This window comes from Pseudomonas botevensis (assembly GCF_019145475.1).
Lineage (GTDB): Bacteria > Pseudomonadota > Gammaproteobacteria > Pseudomonadales > Pseudomonadaceae > Aquipseudomonas > Aquipseudomonas botevensis.
The window spans coordinates 590,855-613,188 of sequence record NZ_JAHTKI010000001.1; the positions used below are offsets into that span (position 1 = coordinate 590,855).

Annotated in this window: 20 protein-coding genes; 10 read left to right on the forward strand and 10 right to left on the reverse strand. The window is 60.8% G+C overall.

All coding sequences use genetic code 11. From position 1 onward, the window contains the following. The first annotated feature begins 2 nt into the window (after positions 1–2). From KVQ74_RS02825 to KVQ74_RS02840, 4 genes are all read left to right on the forward strand, one after another. Positions 3–224 (forward strand): hypothetical protein, encoded by a 222-nt coding sequence (locus KVQ74_RS02825; RefSeq protein ID WP_217829475.1) that lies wholly within the window; start codon positions 3–5, stop codon positions 222–224. Between the two features lie 57 nt (positions 225–281). Beyond that, on the forward strand, positions 282–614 hold the full coding sequence (locus tag KVQ74_RS02830; RefSeq protein ID WP_217829476.1) for an MliC family protein: 333 nt from the start codon (positions 282–284) through the stop codon (positions 612–614). A 124-nt stretch (positions 615–738) separates the two neighbouring features. Further along, complete coding sequence (fba, locus tag KVQ74_RS02835) at positions 739–1,803, forward strand: class II fructose-bisphosphate aldolase (RefSeq protein ID WP_007959708.1); 1,065 nt, start codon at positions 739–741, stop codon at positions 1,801–1,803. A gap of 299 nt (positions 1,804–2,102) precedes the next feature. Next, positions 2,103–2,588: a hypothetical protein gene (locus KVQ74_RS02840; RefSeq protein ID WP_217829477.1), complete on the forward strand. Its 486-nt coding sequence runs from the start codon at positions 2,103–2,105 to the stop codon at positions 2,586–2,588. Between the two features lie 88 nt (positions 2,589–2,676). On the opposite strand, the gene KVQ74_RS02845 is transcribed toward KVQ74_RS02840, so the two are convergent. Beyond that, on the reverse strand, positions 2,677–3,039 hold the full coding sequence (locus KVQ74_RS02845; protein ID WP_217829478.1) for a DUF6124 family protein: 363 nt from the start codon (positions 3,037–3,039) through the stop codon (positions 2,677–2,679). 534 nt (positions 3,040–3,573) lie between these two features. Between KVQ74_RS02845 and KVQ74_RS02850 the strand changes: the two genes are divergently transcribed. Both KVQ74_RS02850 and KVQ74_RS02855 read left to right on the forward strand, forming a co-directional pair. Continuing rightward, the gene (locus KVQ74_RS02850; RefSeq protein WP_217829479.1) at positions 3,574–3,825 is read left to right on the forward strand and encodes a helix-turn-helix transcriptional regulator; all 252 of its coding nucleotides are present in this window, start codon (positions 3,574–3,576) and stop codon (positions 3,823–3,825) included. Then, positions 3,818–5,089: a type II toxin-antitoxin system HipA family toxin gene (locus KVQ74_RS02855; protein WP_217829480.1), complete on the forward strand. Its 1,272-nt coding sequence runs from the start codon at positions 3,818–3,820 to the stop codon at positions 5,087–5,089. Before KVQ74_RS02850 ends, KVQ74_RS02855 begins: the two co-directional genes overlap by 8 nt. 77 nt (positions 5,090–5,166) lie before the next feature. On the opposite strand, the gene KVQ74_RS02860 is transcribed toward KVQ74_RS02855, so the two are convergent. Further along, complete coding sequence (locus tag KVQ74_RS02860) at positions 5,167–5,835, reverse strand: polysaccharide lyase family 7 protein (protein WP_217829481.1); 669 nt, start codon at positions 5,833–5,835, stop codon at positions 5,167–5,169. 321 nt (positions 5,836–6,156) lie between these two features. On the opposite strand from KVQ74_RS02860, the gene KVQ74_RS02865 reads away from it, so the two are divergent. Genes KVQ74_RS02865 through KVQ74_RS02875 form a run of 3 tightly spaced genes read left to right on the forward strand, consistent with a single transcriptional unit; the run spans position 6,157 to position 9,136 of the window. Further along, positions 6,157–8,280: a putative bifunctional diguanylate cyclase/phosphodiesterase gene (locus KVQ74_RS02865; protein WP_217829482.1), complete on the forward strand. Its 2,124-nt coding sequence runs from the start codon at positions 6,157–6,159 to the stop codon at positions 8,278–8,280. A 45-nt stretch (positions 8,281–8,325) separates the two neighbouring features. Continuing rightward, positions 8,326–8,817 carry a M48 metallopeptidase family protein gene (locus KVQ74_RS02870; protein ID WP_217829639.1) on the forward strand — a complete coding sequence of 164 codons (492 nt, stop codon included), beginning with the start codon at positions 8,326–8,328 and terminating at the stop codon, positions 8,815–8,817. 22 nt (positions 8,818–8,839) lie between these two features. Beyond that, a complete protein-coding gene (locus tag KVQ74_RS02875) occupies positions 8,840–9,136 on the forward strand; it encodes a winged helix-turn-helix domain-containing protein (RefSeq protein ID WP_217829483.1) in 297 nt (98 codons plus the stop codon). Positions 9,137–9,321: 185 nt separating this feature from the next. Here KVQ74_RS02875 and KVQ74_RS02880 read toward each other — a convergent pair whose 3' ends face one another. Then, on the reverse strand, positions 9,322–9,774 hold the full coding sequence (locus KVQ74_RS02880) for a GNAT family N-acetyltransferase (protein WP_217829484.1): 453 nt from the start codon (positions 9,772–9,774) through the stop codon (positions 9,322–9,324). 255 nt (positions 9,775–10,029) lie between these two features. Between KVQ74_RS02880 and KVQ74_RS02885 the strand changes: the two genes are divergently transcribed. Continuing rightward, positions 10,030–10,767 carry a substrate-binding periplasmic protein gene (locus tag KVQ74_RS02885; RefSeq protein WP_217829485.1) on the forward strand — a complete coding sequence of 246 codons (738 nt, stop codon included), beginning with the start codon at positions 10,030–10,032 and terminating at the stop codon, positions 10,765–10,767. A 59-nt stretch (positions 10,768–10,826) separates the two neighbouring features. Here the strand turns inward: KVQ74_RS02885 and yccS are convergent, their stop codons facing one another. From yccS to betA, 7 genes are all read right to left on the reverse strand, one after another. Continuing rightward, positions 10,827–13,010, reverse strand: coding sequence for a YccS family putative transporter (yccS, locus tag KVQ74_RS02890; RefSeq protein ID WP_217829486.1), 2,184 nt, complete (start codon positions 13,008–13,010; stop codon positions 10,827–10,829). Positions 13,011–13,255: 245 nt separating this feature from the next. Beyond that, the gene (locus KVQ74_RS02895; RefSeq protein WP_217829487.1) at positions 13,256–14,434 is read right to left on the reverse strand and encodes a BaiN/RdsA family NAD(P)/FAD-dependent oxidoreductase; all 1,179 of its coding nucleotides are present in this window, start codon (positions 14,432–14,434) and stop codon (positions 13,256–13,258) included. Positions 14,435–14,587: 153 nt separating this feature from the next. After that, the gene (gene dbpA, locus KVQ74_RS02900) at positions 14,588–15,925 is read right to left on the reverse strand and encodes an ATP-dependent RNA helicase DbpA (RefSeq protein WP_262146235.1); all 1,338 of its coding nucleotides are present in this window, start codon (positions 15,923–15,925) and stop codon (positions 14,588–14,590) included. A 142-nt stretch (positions 15,926–16,067) separates the two neighbouring features. Beyond that, positions 16,068–17,495, reverse strand: a complete 1,428-nt coding sequence (mdtD, locus tag KVQ74_RS02905; RefSeq protein ID WP_217829489.1) for a multidrug transporter subunit MdtD — start codon at positions 17,493–17,495, stop codon at positions 16,068–16,070. Positions 17,496–17,563: 68 nt separating this feature from the next. Continuing rightward, complete coding sequence (locus KVQ74_RS02910) at positions 17,564–18,901, reverse strand: TldD/PmbA family protein (protein ID WP_217829490.1); 1,338 nt, start codon at positions 18,899–18,901, stop codon at positions 17,564–17,566. Continuing rightward, the gene (locus KVQ74_RS02915; RefSeq protein WP_217829491.1) at positions 18,901–20,343 is read right to left on the reverse strand and encodes a TldD/PmbA family protein; all 1,443 of its coding nucleotides are present in this window, start codon (positions 20,341–20,343) and stop codon (positions 18,901–18,903) included. The genes KVQ74_RS02910 and KVQ74_RS02915 overlap by 1 nt, the downstream gene beginning before the upstream one ends. 265 nt (positions 20,344–20,608) lie before the next feature. Beyond that, positions 20,609–22,312 (reverse strand): choline dehydrogenase, encoded by a 1,704-nt coding sequence (betA, locus tag KVQ74_RS02920; protein ID WP_217829492.1) that lies wholly within the window; start codon positions 22,310–22,312, stop codon positions 20,609–20,611. Positions 22,313–22,334 lie beyond the last annotated feature (22 nt).

Sequence of the window (22,334 nt, forward strand, 5' to 3'; positions counted from 1 at the left end):
ACATGGTCAAGTCGTTAGCGCTGTTGCTGCTGACCGGCACCCTGGCGGCCTGCGGGAGTAACCCGAAGGCCGACGCGGAGCCGGCGCCCGGCAAGGCCGATAAAGGCTGCTATCAGGCCGACTGGCAGGCGGAAACCAACCCGGTGCTGAACAAGCGTTCGGGGCCGGAAGGGCTGGACAAGTACGAGACACAAACCCCGGCCAAGGAACATGGTTGTCCTTGACGGGTCTGACTCTTTAACTCAGGGCCGGCGGCGTGTGCCGTCGGCAGAGGAACACGGATGAAAGGCTTGATCGCCATTGCGGCGTTGGCATTGTTGGGCGGTTGCGCGCAGTTGAACCTGTTTCAGTCGTCCGAGCCTGTGGACAACTGGACCACCTGGACCTGCGACAGCCAGGCCAAAGTGCTGTGGCGCTACACCGACGCCGGCCGCAAGGAAGTCGATGTTCGCCTCGGCGGCGGTGATCAGGTCTACCGCCTGAAAGAAGAGCCGGGCGCCTCGGGTTCGCTGTACAGCGATGGCATGCTGGCGTTTCACGTCAAGGGTGACGAAGGCCTGGTCTACTGGGTCGCCACCAATGACCTGATCGGCCGTGGGTGCAAGGCGCAGTAATCGATTTTGCTTTACCGAATCATCAGACCGGGCCTCGACCCCCGATCTGCAATCACTTGAATAGCCGCCGCCGCTCCGGCAGGCTGGCACGATTAACGACCCTCAACCGGGAGAGAGACACACAATGGCACTTATCAGCATGCGCCAGATGCTGGACCACGCAGCCGAGTTCGGCTACGGCGTTCCAGCCTTCAACGTCAACAACCTTGAGCAGATGCGCGCCATCATGGAAGCCGCTGACAAGACTGACTCTCCGGTGATCGTCCAGGCTTCGGCCGGCGCTCGCAAATACGCAGGTGCGCCGTTCCTGCGTCACCTGATCCTGGCCGCGATCGAAGAATTCCCGCATATCCCGGTGTGCATGCACCAGGATCACGGCACCAGCCCTGACGTCTGCCAGCGCTCGATCCAGCTGGGCTTCAGCTCGGTGATGATGGACGGCTCCCTTGGTGAAGACGGCAAGACCCCGACCGACTACGAATACAACGTGCGCGTCACCCAACAGACCGTTGCCATGGCGCACGCCTGCGGCGTTTCGGTTGAAGGCGAGCTGGGCTGCCTGGGCTCCCTGGAAACCGGCATGGCCGGCGAAGAAGACGGCATCGGCGCCGAAGGCGTTCTGGATCACAGCCAGATGCTGACCGACCCGGAAGAGGCCGCCGACTTCGTCAAGAAGACCCAGGTCGACGCCCTGGCCATCGCCATCGGCACCAGCCACGGCGCCTACAAGTTCACCAAGCCACCAACCGGCGACGTGCTGGCCATCGACCGCATCAAGGAAATCCACAAGCGCATCCCGAACACCCACCTGGTGATGCACGGTTCGTCCTCGGTGCCACAAGAGTGGCTGGCGATCATCAACCAGTACGGCGGCGACATCAAAGAAACCTACGGCGTGCCGGTTGAAGAAATCGTCGAAGGCATCAAGCACGGCGTGCGCAAGGTCAACATCGACACCGACCTGCGCCTGGCGTCCACCGGTGCCATGCGCCGCCTGATGGCCACCAACCCGAGCGAGTTCGACCCACGCAAATTCTTCGGCGAAACCGTGAAGGCCATGCGTGACGTGTGCATCGCGCGTTATGAAGCGTTCGGTACTGCCGGCAATGCTTCGAAGATCAAGCCGATCTCGCTGGAAAGCATGTATCAGCGTTATCTGAAGGGTGAGTTGAACGCCAAGGTTAACTAAGCCTTAGCGTTTATTGCGCACAGAAAACCCGCCGAAAGGCGGGTTTTTTATTGCCTGAATTTGGCTCGCTACCGTTCGCAGTTCCGGGTTTTCGACAGGTCGGTTGAGTAAAGATAGTCGATTGAACAGTGAAACGCAGGCGTTGAGGAATCGCGTTGTGGTTTTAGGTTTTTTATAGCGAATTTATATAAAAGACTGTTATTTCTAACAGGTGGAAGTCGTGCAAGTTCTTGTTAGTTTTAAAGTCAGGAGCCTTAATCGACAAAGGATGAGTCGTCATTGGAATAAAAGGCATAAAAATGATCATTACTCCTGTTGCACCGCTACCGCCGCTTCCAGGTCCGGCAACAACGATGGTGGCAGCGTTTGATCCAACGCCTTTTCCTCCGCCTCGAATGAGAAGTGTCGCGCCCAGGATAACCCAGCCCATTGGGCCGAATCATTTTCAGATTGATTATCTGTTGCCTGTTTCTACGAGGGTCGGTGATGTGGTGGAGGTTTACCTGATCAGTTTGACTGTTCCTTTTCCAGTTTTGATTCTTACCAGAACACTCGATGACTATTCTATTTTTTTGGCGCTGCGAAGAAAACGAGGCATATACACCATCAGTGAGTTGAGTGTGGATGTTCTGACTTCAAATGGTATTACACCCGACGACTATGACTGCGAGGTGGTTCAATATGGTGGAGCGATCCCGACTCCGCCTTCTCCGCTTCCTCAAATCACATTTCAACCCACGACGAATACAGCGGTCAGTTTTCTGAGTACATATAAATTCGTGTAAGTCTGCGCAGATTAAAAAATGGGGATTGTTATTCCGAACCGTAAAAGAAGCCCGCCGTATGGCGGGCTTCTTTTATTCAGGAGTCTGGCTACGGCGTCAGTTCAACATGGTCCAGCGCCTGATTCACCGCCAGTTCCGCAACCATGACCACTTGGGCAATCCCCAGCGCCGTCTTGCGGTGGGCGTGGTCGAGGGTGGCGGCGAAGTTGCTGAGCATCTCGGTGACGGAGCCCAGGTTTTCGCTGGCGTTGGCGAGCAGGGATTCGGTGTTGTACTTCGGATTGGCGAGGTACATGGCTTCGGGTTCGTTGCAGGACGACATGATCCGTGCGGCTGGAGAGAGGTAGTGATCCAGAGCGCGCTCGGCGGCGTCGTGGAATTTCTTTGAGTCGGGGGATTCGTAGGGGGAGGCGGGGTCGGTGTCCGGCGGATTCGGCGTAGGTTTGATCATTTGGTGGTTTTCCCATAAGGGCCACGACCATTTCGCTACTACACAAAAGGGAGGCGGCTGTACGCAAGTTAGTAGACCGGGCGAAACCCACCAAATCCCGGCGCACCCGAAGGCGCCATGCGCACAGCCACCATCAGATGCAGACAAAGTGTCTGACTGAATGACGCTTGTACGTAGGTGGAATTACCGGGCTACTAAACCCGATCACTGCGAATCAGTGACCCGAATCAAGTTACCGACGGCCCTCCAGGCGCACAAGCCGGCGGATTCTGGCGCACCGGTAGGTAACGACGCAAGCCGTTGTAGGCTTCGGGAAGTGACGAGAGTCACCTTTAAACGCTGTTGTTTAGTTTTGATGTTTTAAGAAGGGAAAGTCGTGAGGCGTCACCTGATCGATGTCGAATCGAAGCTGGGTGCTCTGCTGAAGATTGGGAATCTTCCGACAAAAGTCACGGACGTATGGCCCTTGAAATGTCACCCATAGTGGACATAATTTAATTAACTTCAAAAAAAGTCCGTTATGGGTGACATTCCATGCTGCTAGCCAATCCACTGATGTTCGGTGAAAGGGTCCGAGAGCTGCGGCGGGCCAAGGGTTACAGCCAGGCTATCCTGGCGCACCGAGCCAAATGCAGTCGAAAGACAATCATTGATCTTGAAGCCGGTGAGAACGTTTCCCTCTACACGTCTTTCCGGGTGTTGACTGCGTTGGGGATGGCACTCGAGATCGTCGACAACCGAATTGATCTCAAATCCCTTGCCGATCTGGTGGAGCACGATGAGTAAGATCAAGCTCCTCAATGTCATTGCGCCGCAAGGCTTCTGCGGTGAGTTGTCCAAAGGTTCGCAGTTTGCATTCGCCTATGACACGGCGCAGGCAGAGCGGGAAGTCTCGCTGGTCATGCCTTATGACCCGACACCTTCGGTCAGCAATGTGCTGCATCCCATTTTCGATATGAACGTGCCGGAAGGATTTCTCGCCGATCAGATCAAGCGGCGCATGGCCAAGCATATGCAGGTGGACGAAATGCGCCTGCTGTCGATCATTGGTGGCAACCAGATCGGACGCCTCACTTATCAGAATCCGATTGAGACTCACGTATCCGTCCGGGCGCAGGTCGGGTTGCAGGAAATTCTTTCGGCGGGGGCGTCACAGAGTGTTTTCGAGTTTCTGGTAGACACTTACTTCGAGTCGGGTATCTCGGGTGTGCAGCCCAAGGTATTGGTGCCTGATCTGGACAAACTCATTGGCAATCGCAAGACCCTGCTCAGTTCCGATTTGATCGTCAAGTCGGGGGCGGACGAATACCCACACCTGGCTCAAAACGAGTTTCTATGCCTGGAGGCAGCCCGCGTCGCCGGGCTGGATACACCGCCATTCTGGCTATCTGAAAATGGCGAGCTGTTTGTGATGGAGCGTTTCGATCTCACGGATGCCGGGCGGCTCGGGTTTGAGGACATGGCTGTTCTTCTTGGATTGAACAAGGATCCCCACGACAACTACAAATACTCCCAAAGTTATGAAACGCTGGCGGCGGTCATACGTCAGGTTTGTCGGCATGGTGATCCGTTGCAGGAGCTGGAGCGCTACTTCGCTTCGGTTTGCCTTTCGGTGATGGTGCGTAATGGCGATGCCCACCTGAAAAATTTCGGGGTGATCTACACCCATCCAGGTGCGCCAGAAACGGTGCGACTGGCACCGGTCTTTGACGTAACGACCACAACGGTCTATGAAAACTACAACCCAAAATCCGGTCGTTCGCTAGTGGACAGGACGCTGGCGATCAAAATGAACAAGACCAAGAATTACCCGGATCGTCAGCAATTGTTGGAGTTTGGCCGAAAGCATTGTGCGGTAGAGAAACCAGCGTTGATCATCGAGCGTATCGCAGAGGCCATGACCCAGACGCTGGAGAGCAACCGGGGACGGGTAAACGCAGAGCTGTTAGCCGGGATGCAGCGGGAGTGGGATGCAGGGCGGGTTTCGACGCTGCATGACTCCGTTGCTTCAGGGATCAAGCGCAAGCCCGTTACTAAAGGGGCTCACTGATTCTGCTGTTCGGAGATCAACTGTCCTGAGTAAGTTCGAAGCACAAAAAGTGCAGGAAACCCGCATAAGACGGGTCGCTACTTGTCATGATCAATATCCAGCTTCGAAAACGTCACCTGCCCGCCCTCACTCGTGTACCCCGTGTTGTCCTGCACATACACGCCCGCCTTGAAGTACAACGGCTTGTTGCGCCATGTCGCGCTGATCTGTGAGTCCCACTGATAGCCGGCCGCACTGACACCCAATGCGCCGCCGGGGCTGAGGTGGATCAGGTAGTTGAACTCGCGATCCAGTTTGATCCCGGTGGCCAGGGTGATCACGCGGCTTTCGTCCTGATCCGGATGGGTGCGGAGTTTGATCACCAGGTTGCCGGTCTCGGTTTTGCTTTTGTATTGGTATTCGAGCTTGAGCATCGGTTTCTGGCTTTCGTAGGCGTGGATCTGGCCGATGACGATTTTGCCGGAGCTGGGGACTTTGTTGACGGCGAGGGTGGCGCGCAGCAGGTTGTCGGCGTCGGGGTAGTACCAGTTGCGCAGGGTGCCGTTGCTGTAGGTTTCGCGCAGTTCGGTGCGCGGGTAGATGGCGTTCTCGGTTTTTGAGCCGGTGACCGGGGACCAGAAAAACAGCGTGCCGGTGTCGGAATGGAAGTATTGATCCTTGAAGCCGTTCACCAGTCTGGAGGTTTCAACGGTGTACGGCGGGCTGCCAACGGGAACGCTGAGGTTCCAGGTTGCGAGGTCGATCATGTCGGTTCTTCCACTCGGTCTTTTGCTGCACGCACGTGCCAGAAGCTCTAGCCCGCACCTTTGGGGCGGTCTTTATAAGCGCAGAGGAAGTCTTTGTTAACGCCCGTCCGGCGGATGATTGGCGTCAACATCCTGTCGAAATGCCATCTTTCCCGGTTTTCGGGGGCTGTAGCGATGACCGTTAGTCGGCTTCTTAACTCTTTGTTTAAATGATGGCCTGATGACAGCTACAGCTTTTGCAGAACCCCGACTAGAGTGAAGGCTCAGCAACTGTACGGTTTTCACGAGAAGCCGGCCTGACGTCCCCATAAGAGAAGCAGCATGGAATGCGCGCAACCACAGCCAGGTGAAGGCAGCTCAGTCCTTTTGATTGTTGATGATTACCCTGAAAACCTGATCAGCATGCGTGCGTTGTTGCAGCGTCAGGATTGGCAGGTGATGACCGCCGCTTCGGGGTTCGAAGCGCTGAGCCTGCTGCTGGAACACGAAATCGATCTGGTGCTGCTGGATGTGCAGATGCCGGGCATGGACGGTTTTGAAGTCGCGCGGCTGATGCGCGGCAGTCAGCGAACGCGGCTGACCCCGATCATTTTCCTCACCGCCAACGAACAGTCCCAGGATGCCGTGATCAAGGGTTATGCCAGTGGCGCGGTGGATTACCTGTTCAAGCCGTTCGATCCGCAAATTCTCAAACCCAAAGTGCAGGCGCTGCTGGAACATCAGCGCAATCGCCGGGCCTTGCAGCGTCTGAGTCATGATCTGGAAGTGGCCCGCGCGTTTAATGCGTCGGTGCTGGATAACGCCGCCGAGGGCATTCTGGTGCTGGCCGAGGACGGTTTGATCCGCTTCGCCAACCCGGCGATTTCGCGGCTGCTCAACGCCCCGGTCAAGGATCTGGAGGGCCAGGAGTTTCTCGATTTCCTGCAACGACCGCACATTCCGTTGTGGGCCGATTCCGAGTTCTACACCAGTTACAAACGTGGCGAGACGCTGCGCCTGCACGATGCCCTGCTGCGGACTGCGCCGGGACAACAGGTGCCGGTGGCGTTGTCTTGCGCCGCGTTGCCGAGCGAACAGCACGCGATGGTGGTGACGGTGCTGGACATGTCAGTGGTGCATCACCTGCATCAGCAACTGGAATTTCAGGCGGTCACCGATCCGCTGACCGGGTTGCTCAATCGACGCGGCTTTTATCAGACCGTAGAAAACCTGCTGCTGCGCGGTGACCGCACGGACAGCACCTGGGTGCTGATGTACCTGGATCTGGACGGCTTCAAACGGGTCAACGATTCCCTCGGCCACGATGCCGGCGACCGGGTGTTGCGCTGGGTGTCCGAGCAGTTGAAGGCGTGCCTGCGGCCGTTCGACATTCTGGCGCGGATGGGCGGCGACGAGTTCACCGCGCTGCTGGACCTGGAGTTTCCCGAGCAGGCGGCAAAGATTGCCGAGAAGCTCATCGAGCGGGTGTCGGTGTGTCAGCAGATCGAGGGCCTCGACATCGCCCTCGGCGCCAGTATCGGCATCGCCACCTACCCGGATTGCGGCAACAACCTGGACGGTCTGATGCGCGCTTCGGACATCGCCATGTACGAATCCAAGCGGGCCGGGCGTCAGCAATATCGCTTTTACGATCATGAAATGAACGGCCGCGCGCGCTCGCGATTGATGCTCGAAGAGAGCGTGCGCACGGCCATCGAGAACCGCGATTTCAATCTGGTCTATCAGCCGCAAGTGGCAATCGACGACGGCCGTGTTCGTGGTTTCGAAGCATTGTTGCGCTGGCAGCATCCGAGTGTCGGCGATGTACCGCCGGGGCTGTTTTTGCCGTTGCTGGAAGAGGCGACACTGATCAGTCGGCTCGGCAGCTGGATCTACCATCGCAGCGCCGGGCAGCGGAAGGCGTGGGAAGGGCAGTTCGCCGAAGACCTGGTGCTGGGGGTGAGCCTGAGCAACACCCAGTTCGGCATGCCGAACCTGGTCACCGAGTTGCGGCAGGTGCTGGAACGCTACGGGCTGAAGCCGCGTCAACTGGAAGTCGAGGTGACAGAGGAAGCGCTGACCCTGAATGCCGACGAAACCCGCAAGCAGCTGCGGCTGCTGCGTAATCTCGGGGTACGGGTGGCGCTCGATGACTTCGGCTCCGGCGATTGCTCGCTGGCGCATCTGCGGGATCTGGAACTGGACACGCTCAAGCTCGATCGGCATTTGATCGCCCGATTGCCGGACTCGACCCGGGACGCCTCGCTGGTGCGCAGCGTGATCAGCCTGTGCAAGGAATACGGCTTGCTGGTGATTGCCGAAGGCGTGGAAACCGTCGCGCAGTACCAGTGGCTGCAAGCCCATGGCTGCGAGTATGTGCAGGGGTTCCTGGTGGCACGACCGATGGTCGCCGACGATGCCGGACGCTTTGCCCAGCCGTTCGACTGGGGCGCGCTGACCGGTTGAATTCGCTACACTGGCGGCCTTTCCATGACCCGTGCTGCCCGTCCCATGACCGCGTTGAAATACCTCCAGGCCTATCCCGCGCAATTGCAGGATCAGGTGCGCCGACTGATCGCCGAGGGGCGACTCGGGGATTATCTGACTCAACGCTATCCGGGCCGCCACGATGTGCAGAGCGACAAGGCGTTGTACAGCTACGCGCTGGACCTGAAGCAGGAATACCTGCGCAACGCCCCGGCCATCGACAAAGTGCTGTTCGACAACCGCCTCGACCTGACCCACCGCGCCCTCGGCCTGCACACCACGGTGTCGCGGGTACAGGGTGGCAAGCTCAAGGCGAAGAAGGAAATCCGTATCGCGTCATTGTTCAAGGACGCGGCGCCGGACTTTTTGAAGATGATCGTGGTGCATGAACTGGCGCACTTCAAAGAGTCGGACCACAACAAAGCGTTCTATAAATTATGTGAGCACATGCTGCCGGGGTATCACCAGATCGAGTTCGATCTGCGGGTGTACCTGACGTGGCGCGAGATGCAGTGATCAACCAGTACAGGGTGCGTGCATGGACGTGAGCAAGACCAAAAGCAGTTTCTACCGGCGCCTGTACGTGGCCTACCTGATCGACAGCGGCCTGGCCGCCAGCGTGCCGGCGCTGACCGAAGCCACCGGCATGCCCCGGCGCACGGCGCAGGACACGATCGCCGCGCTGGCGGATCTGGATATCGTTTGTGAATTCGAGCAGGAAGAGGGCGCGCGCAACCATGCCGGGCGCTACCGGATTCGCGAATGGGGGGCGATTGACCGGGGGTGGATCGAGCGGAACCTGCGGCAGATCAAAGGGGTTCTGGAGTATCCCTGAGAACCCGTCACCCCACCCTCTCGAAGCGTCAGACCGCCCGGAGGGAGAGGGAACTGACCGAGTCGTTTCTGGATTCGGTGCTGCACGTTCAGGTCGGCGTAGCTCTTGAGCAACCCCCCGTTCGGTGCCCTCTCCCTCCGGGAGAGGGCCAGGGTGAGGGCCGGTTCTTCAGTCAGACCCGCAACTCAAGACCGCCGCATGCCAATGTGCGGAATGTCGTCCTCCAGATATTCCTCACCCGCCACGACAAACCCGTATCGCCCGTAATACCCCTGCAAATGCGCCTGCGCCGACAGATAGATCGGCACCTGCGGCCAATGCTTCCCGGCCTGCTTCAGCGCCTGCTCCATCATTTCATGGCCCAGCCCCTTGCCCCGTCCTGCCGGCGCGGTCAGCACCCGGCCGATCACCACGTCGCCACCCTGGGATTGCGGATCCAGCAGGCGCAGGTACGCCAGCAACTGATCGTCCTCCCAACCCATCAAATGGCAGGTGTCGCCATCCAGATCCTGGCCGTCGGGGTCCAGGTAGGCGCATCTCTGTTCGACGACGAACACTTCCGAGCGCAGTTTCAAAATGGCGTACAGCTGCTCTTTGCCCAGATCGCTGTGATGTTTGCAGACCCACTCGATTGTCATCTTCCGATTCCTTGAACAACGTCGTCCGATACTAAGCGCATGACGAAAATAAGTCTGTATGGCAAAGAAATCTGTGACAAAGGCCAAAATGCCATCATTCCTTTCTGGCGCCGCTGTCGTCTTTGTGTAATCTGCTGATAAGCGCTGTGCACGGGCTTCAATGAGCTACTGTTAAGGCCTGGGATTCGCCGGTAAGGGGCCTGGGGTTTTGACTGAAAACACGCCGGGCGGCTCGCCCGCTAAGGATTTTCAAGCATGCCGCGATTGCATCGAGCCTTTGCTTTGATCGGTTTGCTGTTGCTGAGTCAAAGCGCTGCTGCGGAAAAGTTGCGTCTGGTCTTCGACATCTGGCCACCCTTTACCGATGAGACACTGGTCAACGGTGGCCTCGCCACGGACATCGTCAGCACGGCACTGGCCCGGGCCGGCTATGCCAGCGGTTACGAACAGGTGCCTTGGGCACGCGCCCTGCTGGGGATCGGCGAGGGCCGCTACGACGTGCTGGTCAATGCCTGGTACAACGACGAGCGAACCCGGTTGGGGCAGTTCTCCGGCGAGTACCTGCTTAACCGCGTGCGCTTCATCAAACGCAAAGACACGCCCATCGAATACAACAACCTTCAGGAACTGCACACCTACCCGATCGCGGTGGTGCGTGGCTACGCCTACTCGGCGCCGTTCGATGCCGACACCGCGTTGCAGAAAGTCCCTGTGCACAACTTCGCCATGGCCGTGCGCATGCTGGCGGCGGATCGGGTCAAGCTGACGCTGGAAGACGAATTCGTCGCCCGCTATTACCTGGCCCGGGAATCACCCAAGGTGCGCAATGCGGTGGAATTTCTGCCCAAGCCGTTGAGTGAAAACAGCCTGCACATTCTGGTGAGCCTGAAGAACCCACAGCACGAGCAGATCGTGGCGGGGTTCGATAAGGCGATTTCGGAAATGAAGGCCGACGGCAGTTACGAGAAGTTGTTGAGGCAGCACGGGATGTAAGGGCTGATCCGGAAACGACTTTGCTGCTGCCGGCCCTTTCGGGGGCCGACTCACCCATCTCAATCTTCGCTGGTGTCCTTGATCAGGTGCGCCGCCAACGTCCGCAGTGGCCCCAACTGCCGGCAGATCAGCGCCAGTTGGGTCTGCACCAGTCGCTGGCCTTCATCGATTTCGTCGGGCATCTGCTCCAGATCGTTGGCCAGCGCCTCTTCCTCGTCACTCTGAATCGCAATCGGCTGTTTGTTCGCCAGGCCCTGGGCGATTTCGTCGATGCTCGTCGCCAGTTTCACCCCGGCGTCGTCGATCAGGTGTTCACGCACGTCGGCCGGCAACTGGGTTTCCCGGTGCGCGCCGAGGCCCGAGAGGTAGCTGAGCAAGGTGTGCGAGAGCACCAGGAAGCGGAAGCCGACATCTGCTTCCTTCCGGAAATGCCCCGGCTCCATCAGCATGTTGGCGAGCGTGGTCGAGAGTGCCGCGTCGGCGTTGTGCGCGTTGCGCCGGGCGAGGCGATAGGCGAGGTCGTCGCTCTTGCCGGCAGCGTATTGCTGCATGATCTGGCGCAGGTAAATGCTGTTGCAGGCCAGGGTATTGGCCAGCACCTTGTTCAGGCGCCGGCCCTGCCAGTCCGGCAGGAACAGGAACACCGCCAGGCCCGCAATCAGACTGCCGAGCAAGGTATCGAGCAGGCGCGGGGCGAACAGCCCGTAGCCGTCACCGACCTGGTTGAAGCAGAACAGCACCATGATCGTGATCGCCGCCGTCGCTACCGTGTAGCGGGTGGTGCGGTTGGTGAAGAACACGACCCCGGCGGCGATGGCGAAGCACGATTGCACCAGCGGATTGGGGAACAGGTCGAACAGTGCCCAGGCGATGGTCAGGCCGATGGCGGTGCCGAAGATCCGCTGACCGAGTTTGCGTCGGGTCGCGCCGTAGTTCGGCTGGCAGACGAACAACGTGGTGAGAATGATCCAGTAGCCTTGCGACGGGTGAATCAGGTGCACCATGCCGTAGCCGATGCTTAAGGCCAGCGGCAAGCGCAGAGCATGGCGGAACAGCAGCGAGGTCGGCGTCAGTTGGGTGCGCAGGCGCACCAGCACATCCTTGAAGTTGCGCGGCGAGCGGTCGAGCAGGCTGCTGTCGGTGGCGTCCGCCAGGGCGTCGGGGTTGCTGGCGTCGCTGAGCAGACGATCCAGGGTGCCGAGGTTGGCCGCCAGTGCCCGCAGCGAACGCAACAGACCGCGCCAGGCCGGGTTGCTCTGGATGCGCAGGTGTTCGAGGGAGGCGTGCAGGTCGCTCAGGGCTTCGGCGAAGCTCGCGTCGTAGACGAACGGCTGGCGCATCTGGATCGATTCGGCCAGCGCGCGGCAGGCCTTGCCTTGCTGGCGCAGCAGGCGTTGGCAGCGGAACAGCACGTCGCTGTGGAAAAACGCTTCGGCCAGGGCGTTGTACGGATAGTGCGAAGAGCTGGCGCGTTCGTGGATGTCCTGCGCGAGGAAGTACAGCTTCAGGTAGCGGCTGACTTTCGAGCCGGGGCGACCATTGCCGACCCGATGCAGGATGATTTCCTTGGCGCTGTTCAGTGCCGCCACCACTCGGCCATTCTGCTGCGCCAGTTCCAGGCGCCGGGCTTCGACATCCAATTGACGGATCGGCTCGAACAGCGAGGCTTTCAGCTTCAGGTAATAGCCCAGCTCACGGAACAGCCGCGCCAGACTCTGTTGCACCGGCTGGTTGGAAAACATCGCCTGCCACAACACCGACAGCAAGCCGTACCACGCGGCACCGGCGACCAGCAGCATCGGCTCGTGCCAGAAGTCGGTGACCGCGCCACCGCGCTGGTCCACGCCGATCATGGTGTAGACCGAGAGAATCAGCGTCGCCGAAGCAATCGCCCCGTAACGTTCGCCCAGCGCACCGAGCATGGTGAGGCCGAAGCTCGCCAGAGCGAGGGCGATCACGAAGACGATGGGATAGGGGAACAGCAGTTCCACCGACAGCGCCGCCACGCTGAAACATGCCAGCGTCACCGCCAGGGCGTTGAGGCGGCCCTGCCAGCTGTCGTCGGTTTCCGCCAGGGCGCTGGCGATGATCCCGAGGAACAGCGGGATCAGCAGCCCCATTTCATCCTGATACCAGCACAGCGCCATGCTGCCGGTCAGGGCGATGAACACCCGCACGCTGTAGCTGAATTTATCCAGCGCCCACAGGCGCCGCAAAGACTGACGAAACGAGGTCGAGGACATGAAGTGCGAAGGCCTTCCGAGGCGATGCCGCTAAATTGAGCCAGTAATGACGCCGACGCAATGGCGCCGATCACATCTGACAGCAAAAAGTGTTCCTTGAGGCTTCGCACTCACCACAAATCCTGAGATCGACAGCAAGTTTCTGTGGGAGCGGGCTTGCTCGCGAAAGCGGCAGGGCATTCAACACGGGTGTCGGCTGACACACCGCTTTCGCGAGCCAGTGGTGATCGGCTGCGGCCAAGGAATCAGACGTACTGCGCCGCCGCGTAGCCCGAGGCCCAGGCCCACTGGAAGTTGAAACCGCCCAGATGCCCGGTGACATCGAGCACTTCGCCGACAAAATACAGCCCCGGGCTTTTCAGCGATTCCATGGTCTTGGACGACACTTCCCGGGTATCGACGCCCCCCAGGGTGACTTCGGCGGTGCGATAGCCTTCGGTGCCGGCGGGGACGACTTTCCAGCAGCCGAGCTTGTCGGCGATCTCTGCCAGTTCGGCGTGGGTGTACTGCTTCATCGGCTTGGAGACGAACCAGTTGTCCGCCAGCAGGTTGGCCATCTTCTTGGTGAAGATTTCCCCGAGCAGGGTTTTCAGTTCGCTGTTCGGGCGTTCGGCCTGCTGCTGTTGCAGCCAGCTCGCCGCGTCGTGATCCGGCAGCAGGTTGATCTCCACCGTGTCGCCGGATTCCCAGAACGAGGAAATCTGCAAAATCGCCGGGCCGCTGAGGCCACGGTGAGTGAACAGAATGTTCTCGCGGAAACTCTGGTCGTTGCAGCTGACCAGGCAATCCACCGAGGTTCCGGACATCTCGGCGCACAAGTCTTTGAGCTGGTCGGTGATGGTGAATGGCACCAGTCCGGCGCGGGTCGGCAGCAGTTCGTGGCCGAACTGTCTGGCGACCTGATAACCGAAACCGGTGGCGCCCAGGGTCGGGATCGACAGACCGCCGGTGGCGATCACCAGCGACTGGCACTGGATCTGGCCGAGGGTGGTATCGAGCAGGTATCCGTTTTCGACTTTCTCGATGGTCTGGATCGAGGTGTCCAGGTGCAGGTTGACGCCAACCTGATCGCACTCGTCGAGGAGCATGCCGAGAATGTCGCTGGATTTGTTATCGCAGAACAACTGGCCGAGTTTTTTCTCGTGATACGGCACGCCGTGCTTGGCGACCATGCCGATGAAATCCCACTGGGTATAACGCGCCAGTGCGGATTTGCAGAAGTGCGGGTTCTGCGAGAGGAAATTGCCCGGTTCGGTGTAGATGTTGGTGAAATTGCAGCGACCACCGCCGGACATGAGGATTTTCTTGCCGGCCTTGTTCGCATGGTCGAGCAGCAACACCTGACGTCCACGCCCGGCGGCAGTCAGTGCGCACATCAAACCTGCGGCGCCAGCGCCAATGATCACGACTTCGGTAGAGCGCAAAACGGTGTCCTCTTGGTGACTCGCCACAAAACGGATTGTGGGAGCGGGCTCGCTCGCGAAGGCGGTACGTCATTCGACATTGCTGTCGACTGGCAGATTGCCTTCGCGAGCAAACCCGCTCCCACATGTGATCCCTGTCGGGCAGCAGATCAGTTACAAAACACGGACGCGCAGCGAGCGCCCCTTGATCTTGCCGTTGTTCAAACGCTGCAGGGCCTGCATGACCACGGTGCGTTCAACCGCCACGTACGACTGGAAGTCGAAGATCGCAATCTTGCCGACCTGGGCGCCGGGGATGCCGGCGTCGCCGGTCAGTGCGCCGAGAATGTCGCCCGGACGCACCTTGTCTTTACGCCCGCCAGCGATGCACAGCGTACTCATCGGTGGCTGCAGGGGGGCGCCGCCCTGGGACTTGAGGTTTTCCACCTGATCCCAGTTCAGCGGCGCTTTTTGCAGTTGTTCGATCGCTTGCGCGCGGTGCGCTTCGGACGGCGCGACCAGGCTGATCGCGATGCCTTTCTCGCCCGCACGACCGGTACGGCCGACGCGGTGAATGTGGATTTCCGAGTCCCGGGCCAGTTCGACGTTGATCACCATGTCCAGTGCATCGATGTCCAGACCACGGGCGGCGACGTCGGTGGCGACCAGTACCGAGGTGCTGCGGTTGGCGAACATCGCCAGCACCTGATCGCGATCACGCTGTTCCAGATCGCCGTGCAGGCCGACGGCGGAAATGCCCTTGGCGGTCAGGTGATCGACGGTTTCCTGGACTTGCTGCTTGGTGAAGCAGAACGCCACGCAGGAGGCCGGACGGAAATGGTGCAGGACTTTGGTCACGGCACCCATGCGTTCTTCCGGAGAAATCTCGTAGAAACGCTGCTCGATCTGCGTGTCGTCGTGGAAGGTCTCGACCTTCACTTGCTGCGGATCGCGCATGAACTTGGAGGCCAGTTGCTTGATGCCCACCGGGTAAGTGGCAGAGAACAGCAAGGTCTGACGACGTTCCGGGGTCTGCTGGATGATGTCTTCGATGGCGTCGTAGAAACCCATGTCGAGCATGCGGTCGGCTTCGTCGAGGATCAGCGTGTTGAGGCCGTCGAGAACCAGCGAACCCTTGCGCAGGTGCTGCTGGATGCGCCCCGGCGTGCCGACGATGATGTGCGCGCCGTGTTCCAGCGACCCGATCTGCGGACCGAACGACACGCCGCCGCACAGGGTCAGGACTTTGATGTTGTCTTCGGCGCGGGCCAGACGACGGATTTCCTTGGCGACCTGATCGGCCAGCTCACGGGTCGGGCAGATCACCAGGGCCTGGCAACCGAAGTAGCGCGGGTTGATCGGGTTCAGCAAACCGATGCCGAACGCGGCGGTCTTGCCGCTGCCGGTCTTGGCCTGGGCGATCAGGTCCATCCCCTTGAGGATCACCGGCAAGCTTTGCGCCTGGATCGGCGTCATCTGGGCATAACCGAGGGAGTCGAGGTTAGCCAGCATGGCGGCAGACAGCGGCAAAGTATTAAAAGCGGTGGCGATGGTGGTCACGGGACTGGCCTGCAAAACAAAATGTCGCGCAGTGTAGCAGCCCCGTGCCACTTTCCTCGAAAGTTCTGGACGAAGTGTGGTTCGACCCCGTGGGTCAGTGCTCGATATGTTGCTCCGGGCTCCTGACGCGGCGTCCGTCATTCTTCGACAGTTGCGAGAAGATCGTCGCCGCCAGCATCGCCATGATCCCCACCGTGACAAAGGTCAGCTGGAAGGCGCCGAGGACGGTTTCGACCCCGTCGTTGCCGATCTCCGCCGTGAACCCGCCGAGCAACGCACCGGCGCACGCCACCCCGAGGCTCAGCGACAACTGCGCCACCACCGACAGCAGGCTGTTGCCGCTGCTGGCGCTGGCGTCGTCGAGGTCGATCAGGGTCACGGTGTTCATCGCGGTGAATTGCAGCGAGTTGATCGCCCCGAGAATCGCCAGCAGGCACAGCAGCAGCCAGTACGGTGTCTGCTCGCTGACCAGGCCCATGCTCGCCAGCATGATCCCCAGCGCCAGGGTGTTGCCGGTGAGGACGATGCGATAGCCCAAGCGTTCGATCAGCGGTCGCGCCACCCACTTGGCGATCATCGCCGCTGCCGCCAGGGGCAACATGCTCATCCCGGCCTGCGCCGGTGAATAGCCCAGCGCCACTTGCAGCAGCAACGGCACGAGGAACGGCAGGGCGCCGCTGCCCAGGCGGGCGAACAGATTGCCGAGGATGCCGACGGCGAACGTGCGGGTCTTGAACAGCGAAGGTGAAAACAACGGGTTTTCGATGTGCCCGGCGCGCAGCCAGTACGCCGCCAGGCACGCCATGCCGCCGAACAGCAACAACATTACCCGCAGGTGCGGCAGGTGCAGTTCGCCGAGGCCTTCCATGGCGATGGTGATCAGGATCATCGCCGCGCCGAACAGCAGGAAACCCAGGCTATCGAAGCGCGTGCGCTCGGTGCCGCGCAGGTCGGGAATGAACTTCCACACCGCATAGCAACCGATGACACCCACCGGCAGGTTGATCAGGAAGATCCAGTGCCAGGTCAGAAATTGCACCATCCAGCCGCCCATGGTCGGGCCGATCAGCGGGCCGAGCAGGCCGGGGATGGTGATGAAGCCCATGATCCGTACCAGTTCCGAGCGCGGGTAGGCGCGCAGCACCACCAGTCGCCCGACCGGCAGCATCAGCGCGCCGCCCAGGCCCTGGATGATTCGCGCCCCGATGAGCATGGTCAGAGTGCTCGACAAGGCGCAGAGCAGTGAGCCGAGGCTGAACAGCAGGATCGCGCCGAAGAAGATTTTCTTGGTGCCGAAGCGGTCGGCGATCCAGCCCGAGGCGGGAATCAGCAGGGCCACGGTGAGCATGTAGGCGATGATCACGCCCTGCATGCGCAACGGGTCTTCGGCCAGATCCCGGGCCATGGCCGGCAGGGCGGTATTGAGGATGGTCCCGTCGAGGGATTGCATGAAGAACGCGATGGCCACGACCCACGGCAACCAGCGGGCGGTGATGGCATCGAGCGGCGGGCGGTTGGGCATGGAACCTCTGGCGGTAATCAGAAAACCGAACCCGGAGTGAGCAAGCCTGCTCCCTCCGGGTCTTGTGTTTACAGGGTCAGGGTCAAGCGGCTGACCAATGCCCCCGGTAACAGCGCCGATGAAGTGTTGCGCTGGCCGTAGGTGCTGGCCGACAGCAGCAACTCACGCTCGGCGGTCAGGGCTTCCAGTTGCGAGCCGAGCAGGCTGTAGGCGCTGTCGTCGAAGCGCATGGTGCTGACCGGTGCCTGGATCTCACCGTTCTCGACCCAGAACGTGGCGAAGCGGGTCATGCCGGTCAGGCGCGCCGCCGGTTGATCCGAGAAGTTCAGATACCACAGGTTGCTGATGTACAGCCCGGTGCCCAGTTGCTTGAGAATGTCCGCCTGCGGTAACTCCCCGGCGGCCATGTTCAGCGCGCTCGGCGCTTCACCGCCGCTGGCGCCGTTGGCCGTCAGGCCGTACTCGGCGGCGCTGCGCGAGCCGACCAGTTGCTCGCCGGCCTTGCCTTCAATGATCAGTTGCAGGTCGCTGCGCGGATAACCTTCGCCGGAAAATGTCGGGCTCAGGGAGTCGCTGACTTTCTCATCGAGGGACACCAGCGGGCTGAACGCCTGATCGCCGGCATAGAGTTTTTGCAGCGGACTGCTCTTGCTGGCAATCGACTGCGCGGAGAATCCGCCCCAGCACAACATGCCCATGATTTCTTCCAGCGCAGCCGGTGCCAGATAGGCGCGGTATTGTCCCGGCGGCAAGGTGCGCAACGGTCGGCCGAGGAACGCCAGTTGTTCGCGCGCCTGACGGAAGCGCTCGGCGAAACCCTCGCTGCTCCAGTCGTGCCCGGCGTAGCTGGCCTTAACCGCTTCGCCGTTTTCGTGGAACAGGCTGAAATCGAAATTGAAGCTGTTGGCCTGATGCCAGCCGAACGCCCCCGAAGAACTGGCGAAACCCCGGGCGATCGGGCCGGCCGCGTAGATGCCGACCAGATCGAGACCTTCCGCTGCCTGGGCGATCTCGGCGACCACGGCTTCGGTGTCCGGCAGCGGATGGGTCTGCACATCCTTGCTCTGCCAGCCGCTGTGGTTGAGCAGCAGATATGGGTCCTGCGGCAGCAGCGGCAGGGTTTCCCGCAGTTGCTGCAGGCCTTCGGCGAGGCGCTGCAGATCGGTTTCCGGCTCGCCGGACAGGGTGATTTGCAGGTCGGCATGGCGACCGTCGTCGATCAGCTTCAGGCTGATGCCGGCCTGCTGCACTTGCCCGGCCTGACGCACCTTGGCGTGATTGAAACGCACGAATGCCGAAGACTCGCCGGCATAGCTGACGGTGAACTGTTCCGGCTCGCGGATGCTGTCGCGCAGCCAGTTGACCAGAACCTTGAATGCGTCGCTCTGACTCTTCACGCTAGCCATCAGGCGTCTCCCCCAAATACATCAACATGACTGAACACGCAGGCCGGCGAAGCGTGGCCGACGCGGATCACCTGATTCGGTTCGCCCTTACCGCAGTTCGGCGTGCCCAGCACCCGGGTGGTGCCGGCGTTGCCGACCGCGCGCAGGCTCTTCCAGAAGTGCGCGGAGATGCCCCGGTAGTTGGGATTTTTCACCACGCCCTTGAGTTCACCGTTTTCGATCAACTGGCCCCATTCGCAGCCGAACTGGAATTTGTTGCGCGCGTCGTCGATCGACCATGAGCGGTTGGTGCTCATCAGAATGCCGTTTTCGATGCCCTGGATCAGTTGCTCCAGCGGCTGGTCGCCCGGCTCGATGTTGAGGTTGGCCATGCGGTCGATCGGCGCGCGGTTCCAGCTCGAGGCGCGACTGTTGGCGACGCCGTCGAGGCCGGCGCGGAACTGCGACAGCGCGCCGCCGAGCGGGCGCAGCAGCAGGCCTTCGCGGATCAGGAATTGTTTGCTGGCGGCGCTGCCGTCGTCGTCATGGCCATAACTGGCGAGCTCTTCGGGAATGCCCGGATCGAAGGTCACGTTGAGCAGTTTCGAGCCGTATTGCAGGCTGCCGAAGTCGCTGGTTTTGACGAAACTGGTGCCGGCGTAGTTACGCTCATCGCCGAGAATCCGGTCGAGTTCCAGCGGGTGGCCGATGGACTCGTGGATCTGCAGCATCATCTGATCGGGCATCAGCAGCAGGTCACGCGGGCCTTGCGGGGTGTTGGGGGCGAGCAGCAGTTGCAGCGCCTGATCGGCGACTTGCGGGCCGGCGCCAATCAGGCCGCAGCGGCTGATCACGTCGGCGCCGCCCTGCTGGCCGAAGTTCTCGCGGCCGAGGCTGCGGGTCTGGCTGTCATTGCCGTCGTAGGCGGTGACGTCCAGGCCCGGATAGACAAAGCGCTGGGCCTGGCGCAATTCGGCCCCGGCGCTGCTCAGGTAGATCTGCTCGACGTGGGTGATGCCGATGCTCACTTCCCAGTTCACCAAGCGCTCATCCTTGGGCACCGAGGCGGACTCCGCGCCGAGCAGCTCGAAGCATTCGCTCAGGGACGGGAAAGGTTGTTCGACGTTCGGTGAAAAATAATCGGCGCGGTCGCTGGAGACGGGCTGATCGCGCAGGTCGAGCAAGGCGTGGGGCTTGATCCGCCGGGCCTGCTGTTCGGCACGCTCGAGGGCGGCCTGCAGGCCTTGCTGCGACAGGTCATTGGTGGCGGCGTAGGCTTCGACGCCGTTGACCCGCACCGTAAGCATTGCACCTTCGTCGCGGCTCAGGCTTGGAGGTTCGGCGACGTTCTTGCGCACCGACAGATACTGCCCGGACTCGCGCACATACCGCAGGGAAAAAAACTCGGCGCCCGTGCGCAAGGCAGCGAAGCGCTGCTTGAGCTGGGGGTGAAAATCGAACATTCGGGAGAACCTCCTTGTAATGGAGTGGCGGCAGAGCGACAGCGGGGAGAGGTGGAGCGATTGCGCGAGGACTAGAGTAGGCCTGCGTAGGGGTAGGATCAAGTGAAGAGGCGGTGTAGGAAGGTTTACTGCTGAGGGCGGGAAGAGGTGGCTGATTTCGCTGGCCCGTTCACGAGCAAGCCCGCTCCCCCAAGAGGTTCGTGTCGTTCACGAATCAAATGTGGGAGCGGGCTTGCTCGCGAAGGCTGCGCCTCGGTGTTACGACTTACTGAGCAACAGCGCTCACATCACGCAACGCCTTGCCTTTGACCGGTGCATCGCCGGCCACGTAGTAGGCGGCCTTGCTGCGCGGCAGTGGCTGGCGACCACGGATCTTGTCGGCGATTTTCTCGGCCATCATGATCGTCGGCGCGTTCAGGTTACCGGTGGTGATGATCGGCATGATCGAAGCATCGACCACCCGCAGACCCTGCATGCCATGCACGCGGCCCTGACCATCGACCACGGCCATGTTGTCGGTGCCCATCTTGCACGAGCAGGACGGGTGGAACGCGGTTTCGGCGTGCTCGCGGATGAACTTGTCCAGTTGCTCATCGGTTTGCACTTCGATGCCCGGGCTGATTTCGCGGCCACGGAAAGCGTCCAGTGCCGGCTGCTGCATGATTTCCCGGGTCAGGCGGATGCCGTCGCGGAATTCCTGCCAGTCCTGCTCGGTGGCCATGTAGTTGAACAGGATGCTCGGGTGCTGGCGCGGATCCTTCGACTTGACCTGGATGCGCCCACGGCTCGGCGAACGCATGGAACCCATGTGCGCCTGGAAACCGTGTTCCTGCACGCCGTTGCTGCCGTTGTAGTTAATCGCCACCGGCAGGAAGTGGTACTGGATGTTCGGCCATTCGAACTCTTCACGAGTGCGGATGAAACCGCCGGCTTCGAACTGGTTGCTGGCGCCGATGCCGGTGCCGTTGAACAGCCATTCGGCACCGATGGCCGGCTGGTTGTACCAGAGCAGCGACGGGTACAGCGAGACCGGTTGGGTGCAGGCGTATTGCAGGTACAGCTCAAGGTGATCCTGCAGGTTTTCGCCGACGCCCGGCAGGTCGTGAACCACCGGAATATCGAGGCTTTCCAGCAGTTTCGCTGGGCCGACGCCGGAGCGTTGCAGCAGTTGCGGCGAAGCGATGGCGCCGGAGCAGACGATGACTTCCTTGCGTGCCTTGACTTCGACACGCTCTTCGGCCGCGCCCACCAGATAACGCACGCCGACCGCACGCTTGCCTTCGAACAGAACCTTGTCGGTCAGGGCGTGGGTGACGATGGTCAGGGTCGAACGCTTTTTGGCGGTGTCCAGGTAACCCCGGGCGGTGGAAGCACGACGGCCCTTCGGCGTCACGGTGCGGTCCATCGGGCCGAAGCCTTCCTGCTGGTAGCCGTTCAAGTCTTCGGTACGCGGGTAACCGGCCTGCACGCCGGCTTCGACCATGGCGTGGAACAGCGGGTTGTTGCCGGCTTTCGGCGTGGTCACGCTGACCGGGCCTTCGCCGCCGTGGTAGTCGTTCGGGCCGATGTCGCGGGTTTCCGCCTTGCGGAAGTACGGCAGGCAGTCGAGGTAGGTCCAGTCTTCCAGGCCTGGCAGTTTCGCCCAGCCGTCGTAGTCCATCGCGTTGCCACGGATGTAGCACATGCCGTTGATCAGCGAGGAACCACCCAGGCCCTTGCCGCGACCGCATTCCATCCGGCGACCGTCCATGTGCGGCTCGGCATCGGTTTCGTAGGCCCAGTTGTAGCGACGGCCCTGCAGCGGGAATGCCAGGGCGGCCGGCATTTGCGTGCGGAAGTCCATGCGGTAGTCCGGGCCACCGGCTTCGAGCAGCAGGACGGTGACGCCTGCGTCTTCGGTCAGACGGGTCGCCAGGGTGTTACCGGCCGAGCCGGCACCGACGATGATGTAATCGAATTCTTGGGACATTGAATGCACCCTCTTTGAAAGT

Excerpts from the sequence above, each read along its gene's own strand:
- mdtD (WP_217829489.1), bottom strand. The coding sequence starts at position 17,495 with ATGCCCAACCGCCCGCCGCTCGATGCCATCACCGCCCGCTGGTTGCCG.
- KVQ74_RS02830 (WP_217829476.1), top strand. The coding sequence starts at position 282 with ATGAAAGGCTTGATCGCCATTGCGGCGTTGGCATTGTTGGGCGGTTGC.
- KVQ74_RS02880 (WP_217829484.1), bottom strand. The coding sequence starts at position 9,774 with ATGACAATCGAGTGGGTCTGCAAACATCACAGCGATCTGGGCAAAGAG.
- KVQ74_RS02875 (WP_217829483.1), top strand. The coding sequence starts at position 8,840 with ATGGACGTGAGCAAGACCAAAAGCAGTTTCTACCGGCGCCTGTACGTG.
- yccS (WP_217829486.1), bottom strand. The coding sequence starts at position 13,010 with ATGTCCTCGACCTCGTTTCGTCAGTCTTTGCGGCGCCTGTGGGCGCTG.
- KVQ74_RS02855 (WP_217829480.1), top strand. The coding sequence starts at position 3,818 with ATGAGTAAGATCAAGCTCCTCAATGTCATTGCGCCGCAAGGCTTCTGC.
- KVQ74_RS02845 (WP_217829478.1), bottom strand. The coding sequence starts at position 3,039 with ATGATCAAACCTACGCCGAATCCGCCGGACACCGACCCCGCCTCCCCC.
- KVQ74_RS02870 (WP_217829639.1), top strand. The coding sequence starts at position 8,326 with ATGACCGCGTTGAAATACCTCCAGGCCTATCCCGCGCAATTGCAGGAT.
- KVQ74_RS02860 (WP_217829481.1), bottom strand. The coding sequence starts at position 5,835 with ATGATCGACCTCGCAACCTGGAACCTCAGCGTTCCCGTTGGCAGCCCG.
- KVQ74_RS02910 (WP_217829490.1), bottom strand. The coding sequence starts at position 18,901 with ATGGCTAGCGTGAAGAGTCAGAGCGACGCATTCAAGGTTCTGGTCAAC.
- KVQ74_RS02850 (WP_217829479.1), top strand. The coding sequence starts at position 3,574 with ATGCTGCTAGCCAATCCACTGATGTTCGGTGAAAGGGTCCGAGAGCTG.
- KVQ74_RS02825 (WP_217829475.1), top strand. The coding sequence starts at position 3 with ATGGTCAAGTCGTTAGCGCTGTTGCTGCTGACCGGCACCCTGGCGGCC.
- betA (WP_217829492.1), bottom strand. The coding sequence starts at position 22,312 with ATGTCCCAAGAATTCGATTACATCATCGTCGGTGCCGGCTCGGCCGGT.
- KVQ74_RS02915 (WP_217829491.1), bottom strand. The coding sequence starts at position 20,343 with ATGTTCGATTTTCACCCCCAGCTCAAGCAGCGCTTCGCTGCCTTGCGC.
- KVQ74_RS02840 (WP_217829477.1), top strand. The coding sequence starts at position 2,103 with ATGATCATTACTCCTGTTGCACCGCTACCGCCGCTTCCAGGTCCGGCA.
- fba (WP_007959708.1), top strand. The coding sequence starts at position 739 with ATGGCACTTATCAGCATGCGCCAGATGCTGGACCACGCAGCCGAGTTC.
- dbpA (WP_262146235.1), bottom strand. The coding sequence starts at position 15,925 with ATGCTGGCTAACCTCGACTCCCTCGGTTATGCCCAGATGACGCCGATC.
- KVQ74_RS02865 (WP_217829482.1), top strand. The coding sequence starts at position 6,157 with ATGGAATGCGCGCAACCACAGCCAGGTGAAGGCAGCTCAGTCCTTTTG.
- KVQ74_RS02885 (WP_217829485.1), top strand. The coding sequence starts at position 10,030 with ATGCCGCGATTGCATCGAGCCTTTGCTTTGATCGGTTTGCTGTTGCTG.